This is a genomic window from Vicinamibacterales bacterium (assembly GCA_036496585.1).
Taxonomy (GTDB): domain Bacteria; phylum Acidobacteriota; class Vicinamibacteria; order Vicinamibacterales; family 2-12-FULL-66-21; genus JAICSD01.
Genome location: DASXLB010000020.1, coordinates 63434 through 78181, shown reverse-complemented (window position 1 = coordinate 78181; position 14748 = coordinate 63434). Strand labels below are relative to the sequence as shown.

11 protein-coding genes are annotated in these 14748 nt (G+C 67.7%); 3 read left to right on the top strand and 8 right to left on the bottom strand.

What is annotated here, in order from left to right; translation table 11 throughout:
* Positions 1 to 4: 4 nt before the first annotated feature.
* Both VGI12_06245 and VGI12_06240 read right to left on the bottom strand, forming a co-directional pair.
* Complete coding sequence (locus VGI12_06245) at positions 5 to 520, bottom strand: hypothetical protein (GenBank protein ID HEY2432256.1); 516 nt, start codon at positions 518 to 520, stop codon at positions 5 to 7.
* Between the two features lies 1 nt (position 521).
* The gene (locus tag VGI12_06240; GenBank protein HEY2432255.1) at positions 522 to 1073 is read right to left on the bottom strand and encodes a DUF4136 domain-containing protein; all 552 of its coding nucleotides are present in this window, start codon (positions 1071 to 1073) and stop codon (positions 522 to 524) included.
* 318 nt (positions 1074 to 1391) lie between these two features.
* Between VGI12_06240 and VGI12_06235 the strand changes: the two genes are divergently transcribed.
* The 3 genes from VGI12_06235 to VGI12_06225 all read left to right on the top strand — a co-directional run bounded on the left by VGI12_06235 (position 1392) and on the right by VGI12_06225 (position 7271).
* On the top strand, positions 1392 to 3881 hold the full coding sequence (locus tag VGI12_06235; protein ID HEY2432254.1) for a hypothetical protein: 2490 nt from the start codon (positions 1392 to 1394) through the stop codon (positions 3879 to 3881).
* Between the two features lie 194 nt (positions 3882 to 4075).
* Complete coding sequence (locus tag VGI12_06230) at positions 4076 to 5800, top strand: mechanosensitive ion channel domain-containing protein (protein ID HEY2432253.1); 1725 nt, start codon at positions 4076 to 4078, stop codon at positions 5798 to 5800.
* Positions 5801 to 5807: 7 nt separating this feature from the next.
* The gene (locus tag VGI12_06225) at positions 5808 to 7271 is read left to right on the top strand and encodes an alpha-amylase family glycosyl hydrolase (GenBank protein ID HEY2432252.1); all 1464 of its coding nucleotides are present in this window, start codon (positions 5808 to 5810) and stop codon (positions 7269 to 7271) included.
* 42 nt (positions 7272 to 7313) lie between these two features.
* Here VGI12_06225 and VGI12_06220 read toward each other — a convergent pair whose 3' ends face one another.
* Genes VGI12_06220 through VGI12_06195 form a run of 6 tightly spaced genes read right to left on the bottom strand, consistent with a single transcriptional unit; the run spans position 7314 to position 14478 of the window.
* Positions 7314 to 7934, bottom strand: a complete 621-nt coding sequence (locus VGI12_06220) for a carbonic anhydrase (protein ID HEY2432251.1) — start codon at positions 7932 to 7934, stop codon at positions 7314 to 7316.
* Positions 7935 to 7937: 3 nt separating this feature from the next.
* Positions 7938 to 8783: a pyruvate formate-lyase-activating protein gene (gene pflA, locus VGI12_06215; protein HEY2432250.1), complete on the bottom strand. Its 846-nt coding sequence runs from the start codon at positions 8781 to 8783 to the stop codon at positions 7938 to 7940.
* A gap of 37 nt (positions 8784 to 8820) precedes the next feature.
* Positions 8821 to 11058, bottom strand: coding sequence for a formate C-acetyltransferase (gene pflB / locus VGI12_06210; GenBank protein ID HEY2432249.1), 2238 nt, complete (start codon positions 11056 to 11058; stop codon positions 8821 to 8823).
* Between the two features lie 20 nt (positions 11059 to 11078).
* The gene (locus VGI12_06205; GenBank protein HEY2432248.1) at positions 11079 to 12275 is read right to left on the bottom strand and encodes an acetate/propionate family kinase; all 1197 of its coding nucleotides are present in this window, start codon (positions 12273 to 12275) and stop codon (positions 11079 to 11081) included.
* A gap of 8 nt (positions 12276 to 12283) precedes the next feature.
* The gene (locus tag VGI12_06200; protein HEY2432247.1) at positions 12284 to 13231 is read right to left on the bottom strand and encodes a phosphate acetyltransferase; all 948 of its coding nucleotides are present in this window, start codon (positions 13229 to 13231) and stop codon (positions 12284 to 12286) included.
* Positions 13228 to 14478, bottom strand: coding sequence for an MFS transporter (locus VGI12_06195; protein HEY2432246.1), 1251 nt, complete (start codon positions 14476 to 14478; stop codon positions 13228 to 13230). The genes VGI12_06200 and VGI12_06195 overlap by 4 nt, the downstream gene beginning before the upstream one ends.
* Between the last annotated feature and the right edge of the window lie 270 nt (positions 14479 to 14748).

Genomic DNA, 14748 nt, shown 5'->3' with positions numbered 1-14748 from the left:
TCCTTCATTTCGACGCGATCGGCAGCGCCGCCGCGATCTGCAGGTCGGTGAGCAGGAGGAGCTGGTGCTCGACCTGGAGGAACCGGAGCGCGGCGCGCCCCTTCAGGACGGCGGCGACGCGGTCGTAGTACTTCGACTTGACCGCCTGACGCCGGTCTTCGAGATCGAGCGCCTTGCGGGCCAGCTTGTCGGCCGCGTCGTCGGTCAGCTGATCGGCGTTCTTCGCGTAGTCGGCGATGAGCGCCACGCGCTCGTCGCCGAGCTTGGCCATCTCCGCGTCGTACTCGCGGTAAATCGGCCAGAACGCCTTGTCTTCGGCCTCGGTGAACTCCATCATCTCGGTGATGATCGCCACCTTCTCGGCGCGGAGATCCGATCGCAGCAGCTCGGCGTAGGCGATCAGGTTCAGCGTCTTGTTCTGCGCGGCAGACGCCAATCCGGGCGGCGCGGCCTGCGCCGCCGACACGGCCGGCAGGCAGGTCACCGCCACGAGTACGAACGTGGAAAGATGGCGCGGCATATCAGCCCTTCTGCTTCGGCGGATAGTTCTTGAAGATCTTGTCGACGGCCTTCTTGATGCTCTTGTCACGCTTCTCGGGCTTGGCCTTGGTGTCGACTTCCTTCGTGCCCATGCCGCGCCAGACGATCTGGTTCTTCTTGGCGTCGGCCATGTCGATGACCATCGTGCCGTTCAGGATGTCGCGCACCTGCGTGGTGGTCGTGCCGCCTGCCCAGCCGCCGCCCCATCCCCAGCCGTACGCCCCATAGCCGCCGCCGTAGCCGGAGCTGAAGGTCGAGATGTCCTTCTGCTTGTCGAACGCGACATGGTAGACGACGAAGACGTCGGGATTGCTCGTCGCCTTGGTGAATCCCTTCGCCTTCATGGCGTCGTCGATCGCCGCGACGATGCGATCGTCGATCAGCTGCTGGCCGACCGGCGTGCCCTCTTTCATGGCGTACGTTTTGAACGCCGAGAAGTTCGCGTCCTTGGCGAAGTCGTAGGTCACGTCCTGGGCCATCGCGGCGGTGGCCATGAAGAGCGTCACGGCCAATCCGGCGAAAACTCGTCTCATCTGCATACGGTTCCTTTCGGGCGGGGAAGGGTCAAGAGCGCTGCGATACTGGCGACTCCAGAATCTGATTGGCTGTGCAACGCCCGCGCCGCGCGCCGGGTGGGGAAATTGGGCGGAAACAGGCAGGGATCGCGGCAGCAGGCCACCCGGTATTCCGGAGCGCCTCCGGCTCCACGGAGGGTCCTGATCTATGCTGACACGGCGCCTGATGGGAGATCGGTCAGATCAGGCCGGTTCCGCGGGGCCGGCGGATCCTCTCCGTCGGGGCGCCGGCCGGCACGGTCGCTGCTCTGCCGCATACAGGAAGGGTCTGTCCCCATGACACATGTTCACCGCCGGCAGCCGGCCGCCGCCACGTTTGCCGTCCTGACGCTGATTCTCAATCCTGCGATGCCGCTTCTCCAGGCGGCGCAGGCACCGGCCGCGAAGCCCGCAGCGCCGGCCGGCCAGACGCCTGCCGCAAAGCCGTCCACGACGCCAGCCGCGACGAGCGCGAAGCCGGCGACGACCACACAGGCAGGCAAGTCGACGGCCGCACCCGCCGCAGCCGGTGCCAAGCCCGCCGCGGCGCCGGCTGCACCAGTCGACGGCGGCTGGCCGCGCGCGGTCGCCATGCCGGGCGGCGCCAGCATGCTCATGTACCAGCCGCAGATCTCGTCGTGGGAGAAGCAGGCGCATGTGGTCGCCTTCAGCGCGGTCTCCTATCGCACCACGGCCAGCGAGAAGCCCGCGCTCGGCACGGTGAAGCTCGAAGCCGACACCAAGGTCGCGGTCAGCGATCGGCTCGTCAAGTTCGTCAATCTCAACATCACCGAGGCGAACTTCGGCAGCCTCGCCAAGGACAAGGTCCGCCAGATCACCGAGGAGATCGACAAGGGACTGCCGGACGACGAGCGCGTCATCGCGCTGGATCGCGTGCTCGCCAACATCGACAAGAGCACGATCATTCCGAAGAACGTCGAAGGGGTGAAGGCGGATCCGCCGCCGATCTTCTTCAGCAAGACGCCGGCGGTGATCGTCAACCTCGACGGCGACCCGATCATGAGCCCGATCAAGGAGAACGACCTCACCTTCGCGGTCAACACGAACTGGGATCTGTTCCAGCACGCGCCGAGCAAGGTCTACTACCTGCTCAACGAGGGCGGCTGGCTGAAAGCGACCGACCTGAAGGGCCCGTGGACTCCGGCCGGCAAACTCCCGGGGAGCTTCTCGAAACTTCCCGCCGACGAGAACTGGAAGGACGTGAAGGCGGCGCTCCCAGGCAAGACGGTGGCGGCGAACGCCGTGCCGAAAGTCCTCGTCACGATGAAACCCGGTGAGCTGCTCCTCCTTAGCGGCGAACCGAAGTACGACCCGGTCCAGGGCACCAGCCTCCTGTGGGTGAGCAACACCGACAGCGATGTGTTCCGCGCGGGCAAAACGGGGACGATCTACTACCTGGTGACCGGCCGCTGGTTCTCGGCGCCCGACTTCACCGGTCCGTGGACGTTCGCGACCCCCAACCTGCCGCCCGACTTCAAGAAGATTCCGCTCGAGCATCCGCGCTCGCGGGTGCTCGCCTCGGTGCCCGGCACCGATGAGGCCAACGAAGCGATCCTCGTGTCGCAGATTCCTCAGACGGCGCGGGTCAACAAGAAGGATGTGAAGGCGCCGGACGTCGCGTTCCAGGGCGGCCAGCCCGACTTCAAGCCAATCGAACAGACCACGGTCCAGCGCGCCGTCAACACCGACAAGGACGTGTTCCTGATTGGCGGCAAGTACTACATGTGCTACCAGGGCGTGTGGTTCGAGAGCGCGACGTCGGCGAGCGGCCCGTGGACCGTCGCTTCGACGGTGCCGCAGGAGATCTACAAGATTCCGGCGAGCTCGTCGGCGAATCACGTCACCTACGTCACCGTCGAAGACAATAACGACGAGTGGGTGACGTTCGCGGCCGCCGCCGGCTATACCGGCATGATGGTGGCGTGGGGTTGCATGGTGTGGGGCACCGGCTACTACTATCCGCCCTACTACGGCTTCTACGGCGGCTATCCGTACTACTACGGCGGCTTCTCCACCTACGGGTATTCGGCGTGGTACAACCCGCGCACCGGCGCCTACGGCCGGAGCGCAGCTGTGTATGGTCCGTACGGCGGTGCCGGCGTCGGCGCGCGCTACAACCCGCGTACCGGCACCTACGCCCGCGGCGCAGCGGCCTACGGTCCATACGGCGCGCGCGGCGTGGCGCAGGCGTACAACCCTCGTACCGGCACCTACGCGCAGACGCGCCAGGGATCGAACGTCTACGGCAGCTGGGGATCGACCTCCGTACAGCGCGGCGACGACTGGGCCAAGACGAACCGCTACACCAACAACCGAACCGGCAACACGACCCGCACGATTCAGTCGAGTGAAGGCAACGGCGTGGTCAGCAAGGGGGACAACGGCGGCCGCGTGGCCGCCGGCTCGGGCGGCAACGTCTACGCGGGCAAGGACGGCAACGTCTACCGCAAAGACAACGGCACCTGGCAGAAGTACGACAACGGCGGTTGGAACAACACGCCGAACCAGCCGTCGGGCGATCGGCCGACGTCCTCGTCGAGCCGCACCGGAACCGACCGGCCGACCACCGGCACCTCGTCGGTCGACCGCGGCACGATGGATCAGTTGAATCGCGATTCGCGGGCCCGCACCGAAGGGACGAGCCGCACCACCGACTATGGCAACTACCGCAGCGGCAGCGGGACCAGCGGTACCGGCAGCTATCGCGGCAGCGCCGGCGCGTCGCGGAGCGGAGGTGCGTCGCGCGGCGGCGGCCGGCGGCGCTGAAATGAGAGCGATCCGAGAATCAACACGCAGCTTCAAGGGACCAGGTAGTTAGACTGCGAAAGGCGTTCGCCTGGAGACGTGACGGCAGCGGAGTCGCACCCGCCGGTGGATCCGAGTCCGGCCAACTGGTGGATTCCATGCCGGCCGAATGGCGGAGGGAACAGGTGGTGACGCGCTGGCACAGGCCTGAGGCAATGTCTTTCCGAGGCGTTCTCGCACTCGCCGTCATCCTGATGGCCATGTCCGCGACGACGTCGGCAGAGCCACAGAACGGGACACCGCCAGCCGCCACCCAGAACGCGACGCAGGCGGCCGAGACAACGGCAGTCGCCGATCTGGAGTCGGATCAGCTCAAGCCTACCGCCGTGACGCTGGAAGGGGAGCCGCTCCTCTGGGTGACCGTCCCGATCGGTCCGTACTCGCCGCAGAACCGGGCCGACCGCATCGGCCAGCGGCTGCTCGAGGCCGTGCACGATCGCGCGCTTCGCGATCCCTCGGTCATGGTCGTCGAAGCCGAAGGGTCGTCGGAGATTCGGGCCGGGTCGCACCTGCTGATGCTCGTGACGCCGCGCGACGCAGCGTCGATCGGGGCGCCGCGCACCTCCCTGGCGCAGCAGTACGCCCGGATCCTCGAGACGGCGATCCGGAACGAGCGTCTCCGCTATGCTCCGGCGACGCTGATCAGGTCCGGCGTGTTCGGCCTCATCGCCACGCTGGCCTTCGCGCTCGTCGTCTGGGGGATCCAGCGACTCAGCGGCCGGCTGCGCGCGGCGCTCGCCAGCCGCCTCGCCTCCAAAGCCGATACGCTCGCGGTCATCCCGTCCGAGATGCTCTCGGCCAACCGGCTGTCGCAGGGCCTCGCGACCGCGGCCTTGATCGTCCGCCTCGGACTGTTCCTGCTGGCGCTCGATTTCTATCTCACCTACACGCTTGGCCTCTTTCCCTGGACGCGGGTCATCTCGTTCAAGCTGGTCGGCTACGCGTTTGCGCCGGTGCGCTGGGTGATGATCGCCGTCACGGGATACCTGCCCAAGCTGCTGTTCGTGCTGGTGATCACGGCGGCGATCCACGTCGGCATCCGCCTGGTGAACGCCTTCTTCCGGCAGATCGAGGACGGACGCGTCGCGTTCGACAACTTCCCGCCGGAATGGGCCAGCCCGACCAACAAGATCGCCCGCGTCCTGCTGATTGCCTTTGGCCTGGTGGTCTCCTTCCCCTACCTGCCGGCGTCGGATTCGCCGGCGTTCGCCGGCGTCTCGGTGTTCATCGGCGTGCTGGTCTCGCTGTCGTCGAGCTCAGCGCTCTCGAACATCATCGCCGGCCTGGTGCTGACCTACAGCGGCGCGTTCAAGCCGGGCGATCGGGTGAGAGTCGGCGACGCGGTCGGCGACGTGATCGGAACGTCGCTGCTGGCGACGCGGCTGCGGACGATCAAGCACGAGCACGTGACGATCCCGAACAGCATTGCCTTGAGCACGACGGTGACGAACTACTCGCGCGAAGCCAAGACGCACGGCCTGATCCTCCACACCAGCGTGACCATCGGCTACGATGCGCCGTGGCGGCGGATTCACGACCTGCTCACGCAGGCGGCGCTCGGGACGCCGGGCGTACTCGCCGACCCACGGCCGTTCGTCTGGCAGACGGCGCTCAACGATTTCTACGTCACCTACGAGATCAACGCCTACACGGCGGTGCCAAACGACATGGCCGATATCTACGCCGCGCTGCACTCGCGCATCCAGGACGCGTTCTACGCGGCGGGCGTCGAGATCATGTCGCCGCACTACACCTCGATCCGCGACGGCAGCACCATCGCCATCCCGGAAGCGCTGCGCTCGCCCGGCTACCAGGCGCCGCCGTTCCGCGTCGCGGATGCGACGCCGATCCCGCAGGGCCGACCGCCGCGCGGCGCGTGAGTTGCGGATGCCGACACCACGCTATCCGTCGCTCTATCAGATCAACACCCGCGTCTGGCTGACCGAGATCGCCGGGCGGCTGGGCCGGGCCGCGACGCTCGATGACGTGTCCGACGAAGAGCTCGATCGCCTGGCGCAAATCGGCTTCGACTGGGTGTGGCTCTTGAGCGCCTGGGACATCGGCACCGCCGGGCGGGCCGTCTCACGCAGCCGCGCCGATTGGCGCACCGAGTTCCAGGCGGCGCTTCCCGACCTGCGCGACGAGGACATCGCCGGGTCCGGCTTTGCCATCGCCGGCTACACAGCGGCCGCCGGGCTCGGTGGACCGGCGGCGCTGGCCCGGATGCGCGCGCGGCTGCGGGCGCGCGGTCTGCGGCTGATGCTCGATTTCGTCCCCAACCACACGGCGCTCGATCATCCCTGGGTCGAGGCGCATCCCGATTGGTACATCCAGGGGACGGACGCCGATCTCGGACGCGAACCGGACAACTACACCCGTCTGGGCGATCGCGTGTTCGCGTATGGCCGGGATCCGAGCTTCGCCGGCTGGCCCGATACGCTGCAGCTCGATTACAGCAATCCCGACACGCAGGACGCGATGCGCGGCACGCTCGCCGCGATCGCGGCGCAGTGCGACGGGGTGCGCTGCGACATGGCCATGCTGGTGCTGCCAGAGGTATTCGAGCGCACGTGGCGGCGGCGTCCGCAGCCCTTCTGGCAGCGCGCAGTATCCGAAGTGCGGACCCTCGTCCCAGGGTTCTGCTTCATGGCCGAGGCCTACTGGGATCTCGAATGGCGGATGCAGCAGGACGGCTTCGACTACGTCTACGACAAGCCGCTCTACGATCGGCTGCGCGACCGGCGCGCCGGTCCGCTCCGTCAACACCTGCACGCCGGGCTCGACTACCAGGACAAGCTGGCGCGCTTTCTCGAGAACCACGACGAGCCGCGCGCCGCGGCGGCGTTCCCCGACGACGTCCACCAGGCGGCCGCCGTCATCGCGTTCCTCTCGCCTGGCCTCCGCTTCTTCCATCAGGGGCAGTTCGAAGGCCGCCGCACCCGCATCTCACCGCACCTGGTCCGCGCGCCGCAGGAAACGCCCAACCAGAACCTGCGGCGCTTCTACGACCGCCTGCTGGCGGTGCTCCGCCGCGCCGACATTCGCGAGGGCGCGTGGCAGTTGCTCGAGTGCGCGCCGGCGTGGGACGGCAACGCGACCGCAGACGACTTCGTCGCCTGCGCCTGGCAGGGGGCTGACGGCAGCCGGCTGCTCATCGCCGTCAACTACGGGGACACCGCGGCGCAGTGCTACGTCCGCCTGCCGTGGACTGACCTGGGCCGCACGGTCCGCTTTGCCGACCTGACGAGCGACGCGCGGTATGAGCGCGCCGGCTCCGACCTCGCCGCACGCGGGCTGTATCTCGATCTCGGCCCTTGGGCGTATCACGTGTTCGAAACTGGGTCGGCGTAGCGTCGACGCGCGGTCGACCGCGACAAGGTGTCACGCGGTCAACTACTCGAGAAAGCGCACGCGGCCGGTCTCCAGCTCGTAGATCGCCCCCACCAGCTTCAAGCGTCCTTCGCGCAGCCGCGCCTGACCTTCCTCCGTTTCCAGCAGCTGGCGCATCGACCAGCGCACGTTCGCCTCGACCGCCGAGTCGAGCAGCGCCGCGGGCGGCTGCGACGGGTCGAGGCCGTCGAGGCCGGGCTGGATGCTGTCAAGCAGGCGCGAGATGCGCTCGGGATGACTCGCGCCATCGTGCCGCGCCGCCAGCGCCGCCGCCACCGCGCCGCAGCGCTGGTGGCCGAGGACGACGAACAGCGGCGTCTGCAGATGCACCCCTGCGTACTGGATCGTGCCCATGATCTCCGTCGAGACGACGTTCCCCGCGACGCGGATGATGAACAGCTCGCCGAAGCCCGCGTCGAAGACGAGCTCGGGAGGCACTCGCGAGTCGCTGCAGCCGAGAATCGTCGCGTAAGGATGCTGACCGCTCGCCAGGCCGGCGAGGATCTCCTTCTGCACCGTCGGGAACCGCGCGTCGCCACGCACGAAGCGCGCGTTGCCGTCCTGAAGGCGCGTCAGCGCCTCGTCTGCCGTGATGGCTGGCGCGGCGTGTCCGTCAGCAGCCATGGCTCACACCGTCCTCAGGCCCGCGTTGCGGAAGATGCCGATCGTCTTCTCGACGAGCGCCCGCGACGGCGGGTCGGCGTCGGCGAGCGCGTAGGGGATGTTGAGCTGCTTCCACTTGTACTTTCCCATCTGATGAAACGGCAGCACGTCGACACGTTGCACCGTGCCAAGTCCGGCGGCGAATCGAGCGAGGCTGGCGATGTCGGCCGGGTTGTCGGTCACCCCCTCCACGAGCACGAAGCGGATCCACATCGGCCGCTTGAGCGCTGCGAGACGCCGCGCGAATTCCAGGGTCGGCGCGTTGTCCATGCCGGTGAGGCGCGTGTGCAGCTCGGGATCCCATGCCTTGAGGTCGAGCAGGACGAGATCGATCGAATCGAGCTCGGCGTCACTGAGTTTGGCGCCGTAGAAGCCGTTGGTGTCGAGCGCGGTGTGGATGCCCATCGACTTCGCCGCTGCGAAGAGCTTCACCGCGAAGCGGTGCTGCATCAACGGCTCGCCGCCGCTCAGCGTGAAGCCGCCGCCCATGATCTTGAGCCCGTGCTGGTACTTGCGCAGCTCGTCGGTCGCCGTCTCGATGGTCACGGGGATGCCGTTGCTCATCGTCCAGGTGTCGGGGTTGTGGCAGTAGAGGCACCGGAACATGCAGCCGGCGGTCCAGGCCACGACCCGCACGCCAGGACCGTCGACCGTCGCGCCGGTCGTGAACGAATGGAGGAAGCCCATGTCGCCGGTGGCGAGCGCGCCGCGAACGTCGGTTTCGGGAACCTGGGTGCCGAGGTTGATCCGCAGTTCGAACGGGCTCCTCGCCTCGAGCGGCGGCGGCGAAATGGTCTGTGTGTCTGGCATCGCGAACTCCTGCATACGAACCTGACGGTTGGCGGCGTCAGGCGACGGCGTCGGCGCCGTGGAACGTGCGGTTGATCACGTCCATCTGTTGATCGCGGTTCAGACGGACGAAGTTGACGGCGTAGCCCGAGACGCGGATGGTCAGGCTCGGGTACTTCTCCGGATGGTCCATGGCATCGAGCAGCATCTCGCGATTGAGCACGTTCACGTTCATGTGGTAACCCGTACTGCCGAAGAAGGCGTCGAGGATCGCCGTGAGATTGGTCAGGCGATCGTCCTCGCTGCGGCCGAGCCCGCCAGGCACGACGCTCGTGGTCAGCGAAATGCCGTCCTGGGCGTCGCGGTACGGAATCTTGGCAACCGAGGCCGCCGAGGCGTGGACGCCGTGGCTGTCGCGGCCGTGCATCGGGTTGGCTCCCGGCGCGAAGGGCTCTCCCTTGCGCCGGCCGTCAGGCGTGTTCCCCGTCGCCTTCCCGTAGACCACGTTCGAGGTAATGGTGAGAATGGACTGCGTGTGCACCGCGTTACGGTAGGTCGGGTGCCGGCGCAGCTTGTTCATGAACGTCGACACGATCCAGGAGGCAATCCGATCGACGCGGTTGTCGTTGTTGCCGAAGAACGGGAACGAACCCTCGGTGGCGTAGTCGACGACCAGCCCCGTCTCGTCGCGGATCACCCTGACCCTGGCAAACTTGATCGCCGACAGGCTGTCGGCGACGACCGACAGGCCCGCCATACCGAAGGCCATCGTCCGAAGCGGCGCGTAGTCATGCAACGCCATCTCGAGGCGCTCGTAGGCGTACTTGTCGTGCATGTAGTGGATGACGTTCATCGCATTCACGTAGACGCCCGCCAGCCAGTCCATCGCCCGTTCGAAGCGCTCGATCACGTCGTCGAAATCCAGGTAGTCGCCGGCGACCGGCGCGGCGGCTGGCGCGATCTGCTCACCGTTCACCTCGTCGCGGCCGCCGTTGATCGCGTAGAGCAGGCACTTGGCGAGGTTGGCGCGCGCGCCGAAGAACTGCATCTGCTTGCCCATCAGCATCGGCGATACGCAGCAGGCAATCGCCCCGTCGTCGCCCCAGGCCCGGCGCATGATGTCGTCGCTCTCAAACTGGAGCGCGCTCGTGTCGATCGCCACCTTGGCGGAGAAACGCCGGAATCCTTCCGGCAGCCGCGGCGTGTACCAGATGGTCAGGTTCGGCTCCGGCGCGGGCCCGAGGTTGTAGAGCGTCTGCAGCACGCGGAAGCTGGTCTTCGTCACCAGCGTCCGCCCGTCGTCTCCCATGCCGCCGATCGACTCGGTGACCCAGGTCGGGTCGCCGGCGAAGAGCTCGTCGTACTCCGGAGTGCGCAGGAAGCGGACGATGCGCAGCTTGATCACGAAGTCGTCGACGATCTCCTGCGCCTGCGCCTCGGTCAGTACCCCCTCGGCCAGATCGCGCGCGAAGTAGACGTCGAGGAAGGTCGAGACGCGGCCGAGCGACATCGCCGCGCCGTTCTGTTCCTTGACCCCGCCGAGATAGGCGAAGTACAGCCACTGCACGGCCTCTTTCGCGGTCCCGGCCGGGCCGCTGATGTCGAACCCATAGGCGGCCGCCATCCGGATCAGCTCCTGCAGGGCGCGGATCTGCTCGGACAGCTCCTCGCGATCGCGAATGACGGCCTCGGTCGACGGTTCCGCGTCGAGCGCCGCTTTCTCCTCCTGCTTGCTGGCGATCAACCGGTTGACGCCGTAGAGCGCCACCCGGCGATAGTCGCCGATGATGCGGCCGCGCCCGTAGGCGTCCGGCAGACCCGTCAGGACGTGCGACCGCCGGCACTTGCGGATGTCGGCCGTATAGGCGTCGAAGACTCCCTCGTTGTGGGTCTTGCGGTACTTGGAAAAGGCTTCGACGACGTGCGGGTCGGGTTCGTAGCCGTAGGTCTTCAGCGCGCTGACCACCATGCGCAGCCCGCCGTTGGGCATGATCGCGCGCTTGAGCGGCGCCTCTGTCTGCAGGCCGACAATCGTTTCGTTCTCGCGATCGATATAGCCGGGAGCGTGCGCGGTAATCGAGCTCGGGATCTGTGACACGTCGAGCACGCCCTTGCGCCGCTCCTCGACGAAGAGGGCCTGCAGGGTCAGCCAGATCTTCTCGGTCCGCGGGGTAGGGCCGGCGAGAAAGGCGCCATCGCCGTGGTACGGCTCGTAGTTCTGCTGGATGAAATCGCGAACGTCGATCTCCTTCTGCCACATGCCACTCTGAAATCCTCGCCACTGGGACGGTGTCATTGACCTGTGCTCCTTGATGGTTACGCGGGTGCGTCGATCAGCCCGAGCACGGCGCCGGTGTGCCGGGCGATCATCAGCTCTTCGTTGGTTGGAATCACCCAGGCGGAGACACGGCAGCCGTCGGTTGAGATACGAGTCCGGCCGCCGGCGTTCGCCGCGGCGTCGAGCTCGACTCCGAGCCACGCAGACGCTTCGCAGATGCGCCTGCGAATTTCCGGCGAGTTCTCGCCGATGCCGGCGGTGAAGACCAGCGCGTCGAGCCCGCCGAGTGCGGCCGCGAGCGCGCCGATCTCCTTCGCTGCCCGGTAGACGAAGAAGTCGACGGCCAGCCGTGCGGCGGGCGCCTCGTTGCCGATCAGATCGCGCATGTCGTTGCTGATGCCCGAGATCGCGAGCAGCCCCGCCTTCTTGTAGAGCAGCGTCTCGACGTCCTTCGGCGTCATGCCGAGCGCCTGGAACAGGTAGAGGACCACCCCGGGATCCAGCGCTCCAGGCCGCGTCCCCATGCACAGCCCGTCGAGCGCGGTGAATCCCAGCGTGGAGTCGACGCTCCGGCGCTGTTTCATCGCGCACAGGCTGGCGCCGCTCCCGAGGTGGGCGACGATCACCCGACCGTCGGCAATCGCGGGTGCGATCGTCGGCAGCGCCGAGGCGATGTACTCGTACGAGAGGCCGTGAAAGCCGTAGCGCTGCACGCCCCGGTCGCGAATCTCGCGCGGCAGCGGCACGAGCTCGGCGACCGCGGCCTGGCCCCGGTGAAAGCTCGTGTCGAAGCACGCGACCTGCGGCACGCCCGGCAGCTGCTCCGCCGCGGCTTCGATCGCGTCGAGGTTGTAGGGCTGGTGCAGCGGCGCGAGCGGAACGAGCTCGCGCAGGTCGGCGAGCACCGCCGGGGTCACCACCGTCGGCCCGCGATAGCGCGCGCCGCCGTGGACGACGCGGTGGCCGACGCCGACCACCTTCGCGCCGGCGTAGCGGCCGCGCAGCCAGCCGCCCAGCAGGTCGAGCGCCGCGCGCCCGTCCGTCACGGACGCCTCCAGCGGATCGCCGGCGATGCGCTCTCCGGCCTCGTTCTTCGCGGTGAACTTCGGCGCACTGCCGATGCCGTCGATCTGGCCGCGCGCCTCGACCCGCCACACCTTCGGCTCGGAGCTGCGATAGACGCAGAACTTCAGGCTCGACGAGCCGGCGTTGAGGACCAGCGCATAGGCGTCCATCGGCGTCCCTAAACGGCCGCGACGCCGCCGTCGCGCCGCCTCGCGTGCGCGGCCAGCACTGCGACGGCGCAGCTCGCGATGCGGGAGCGAACGCTGTCAGCGCGGCTCGTCAGCACGATCGGCACGCGCGCGCCGAGCACGAGGCCGGCACTGTCGGCGTTGGCCAGGAAGGTGAGCAGCTTGGCGAGAATGTTGCCCGCCTCGAGATCCGGCGCCAGCAGGACGTCGGGGTCGCCGGCGACCTCGGACGTGATGCCCTTCGTCCGGGCCGCCTCGCGGCTGATCGCGTTGTCGAAGGCGAGCGGGCCGTCGAGCATACCCGACGTGATCTGCCCGCGCTCGGCCATCTTGCACAGCGCCGCGGCGTCGAGCGTGGCCGGCATCTTCGAGGTGACCGTCTCGACGGCCGCCAGGATCGCCACCTTGGGCCGCGACAGGCCGAGCGACCTGCACAGATCGATGGCGTTTTGGACGATGTCGGCCTTGTCTTCGAGCGTCGGCGCGATGTTGATCGCGGCGTCGGTCACCACCAGCACCTTGTGGTACGTCGGGACGTCCATGATGAACACGTGACTGAGCCGGCGTCCGGTGCGCAGCCCCGTCTCGCGCGCGATCACCGCGGCGAGCAGTTCGTCGGTATGCAGGCTGCCCTTCATCAGCAGATCCGCTTCGCCGGCGCGGATCAGGCCGACCGCCGTCGTCGCCGCGGCCTGGCTGTGGACCGCGTCGACGATGCGGGTCGCACCAAGGTCGATGCCCGCCGCCGCCGCGACGTCGCGGATCTTGGCCGCGGGACCGACGAGAATCGGGACGATCAGTCCCTGGGCGGCCGCGTCCATGGCGCCCGCGAGGGCGCTCGCTTCGCACGGATGGGCGACGGCGGTGGCGACGGGATCGAGCTTCGCGCACCGCAGGAGGAGCTGTTCGTACTTGCCCGTGCCGGTCTGTGTGGTCATGGAGTGGCCATTGCCTCGACGGGTATCGCCGTGCGGCCGGCTGGTCCCGTCTCCCTGAGAAAGAAGGTCAGCACGATTGCCAGCGCGACCCCGTAGAGCAGCGGCTGAAACGCTGACTGGTAGTGTTCGAGTGACATCTGATCGGCGCCGCCGCTCGCGGCGACGAGCAGACCGGCGAAGACCGGACCGAGCAGCGCGCTGAACGTGAAGTTGACGAAGTTGACGACGCCCGTCGAGGTGCCGCTGAACTCCGGCGGGTTCGCTTCTTTGATGACCGTGTAAGGCAGCATGGCCGCCCCTGAGGCAATGCCGGCGACCAGCCCGAGCACGTATGGCGGGAACACGCCGGGGGTTCCGTAGAGAATCCACGCGAGACATGCCAGCAGCACACCCGCGCCGCCGGCGATCACCGGCCTGCGGCGGCCGATGCGATCCGACAGGAATCCGAGGAATGGACAGCCGATGATCCACCCGCAGGGCACGGTGGCGGATCGCAGCACCGCGGTGCCGTACTCGACCCCATGCGCCTCCTGCAGGAACCGCACGCCCCAGACCATGTCGAAGATGGTGGTCGGAATGAAGATCAGCCCGGCGATGATGCCGCAGAGGATCGACTGCGGGTTGCGGAAGACCACGCCAAAGGCGGTCCACGGGCTGCCGTGCGTAACCCGCTCTTCGGCGGCGCGGGCCGGCAGCAGCAGATACAACAAGACCGCGATCGCGACGCCGGCGATCCCCATGGCGGCCCAGAAGGTGTTCCAGGGCATGCCGGACGCGATCATCGGACCGACGACGAACTGCCCTGCGGAGCCGCCCGCCATGCCGAACATCTGGGTCGCGCCAATCAGCGTGGCGGCGCGCGACGCCGGAAAGTTGGTGGTGGCGATGTAGGCGGCTCCGACGAGCGCGAACACGCCGCCGGCGCCCTGCAGGAGGCGCCCGGCATTGGCGAGCGCCGTGTTGCCCGAGGCGAAGAGCAGCGCGCCGATCCCGACCGCGGCGGCGCCGATGGGGACGACCCGACGCGGCCCCAGACGATCCATGGCGATGCCGGCGACCAGGCTGAACGGCGAATAGCCGTAGTAGAACAGGCCCGCCATCGACGCCACACCGGCGGCGGTCAGGCCGAACGCTGCCGACAACTGCGGCATCATGACGGCCGGGGCCGATCGCAGCGTGTACTGGTAGAAGTAGTACACCGCCATAACCAGCCAGCCGACCGTCGCGGCTTTACGCTCCCTTCTCACGCGCGCTCCCTCCGGCAAGAGAACGGGCCCCGTCAGCAGAGAACGGACAGAGCGTCAATCGGATCGTGCGGGCTGTGCATTGTCGGCCTCGGTGGAGGAATGCGCGGCTGTCAGGAGACCGCGACGTCTACGATCTGAGCAGGGCGCATGCCCGCCGCAAACTTCAAGGAGGATGACGGGAACCCTCGCGTATGAAAGAACTTGAGGGTGCAGGCACTCGGACGGAACCGCTGTCGATCTCCGGCCGCGAGTGGATCGGCGCGCGACGAC

Coding starts and splice junctions, on each gene's coding strand:
- VGI12_06220 (HEY2432251.1), bottom strand. CDS start 7,934: ATGGCTGCTGACGGACACGCCGCGCCAGCCATCACGGCAGACGAGGCG.
- VGI12_06205 (HEY2432248.1), bottom strand. CDS start 12,275: ATGGACGCCTATGCGCTGGTCCTCAACGCCGGCTCGTCGAGCCTGAAG.
- VGI12_06245 (HEY2432256.1), bottom strand. CDS start 520: ATGCCGCGCCATCTTTCCACGTTCGTACTCGTGGCGGTGACCTGCCTG.
- pflB (HEY2432249.1), bottom strand. CDS start 11,058: ATGACACCGTCCCAGTGGCGAGGATTTCAGAGTGGCATGTGGCAGAAG.
- VGI12_06235 (HEY2432254.1), top strand. CDS start 1,392: ATGACACATGTTCACCGCCGGCAGCCGGCCGCCGCCACGTTTGCCGTC.
- VGI12_06240 (HEY2432255.1), bottom strand. CDS start 1,073: ATGAGACGAGTTTTCGCCGGATTGGCCGTGACGCTCTTCATGGCCACC.
- VGI12_06225 (HEY2432252.1), top strand. CDS start 5,808: ATGCCGACACCACGCTATCCGTCGCTCTATCAGATCAACACCCGCGTC.
- VGI12_06230 (HEY2432253.1), top strand. CDS start 4,076: ATGTCTTTCCGAGGCGTTCTCGCACTCGCCGTCATCCTGATGGCCATG.
- pflA (HEY2432250.1), bottom strand. CDS start 8,783: ATGCCAGACACACAGACCATTTCGCCGCCGCCGCTCGAGGCGAGGAGC.
- VGI12_06200 (HEY2432247.1), bottom strand. CDS start 13,231: ATGACCACACAGACCGGCACGGGCAAGTACGAACAGCTCCTCCTGCGG.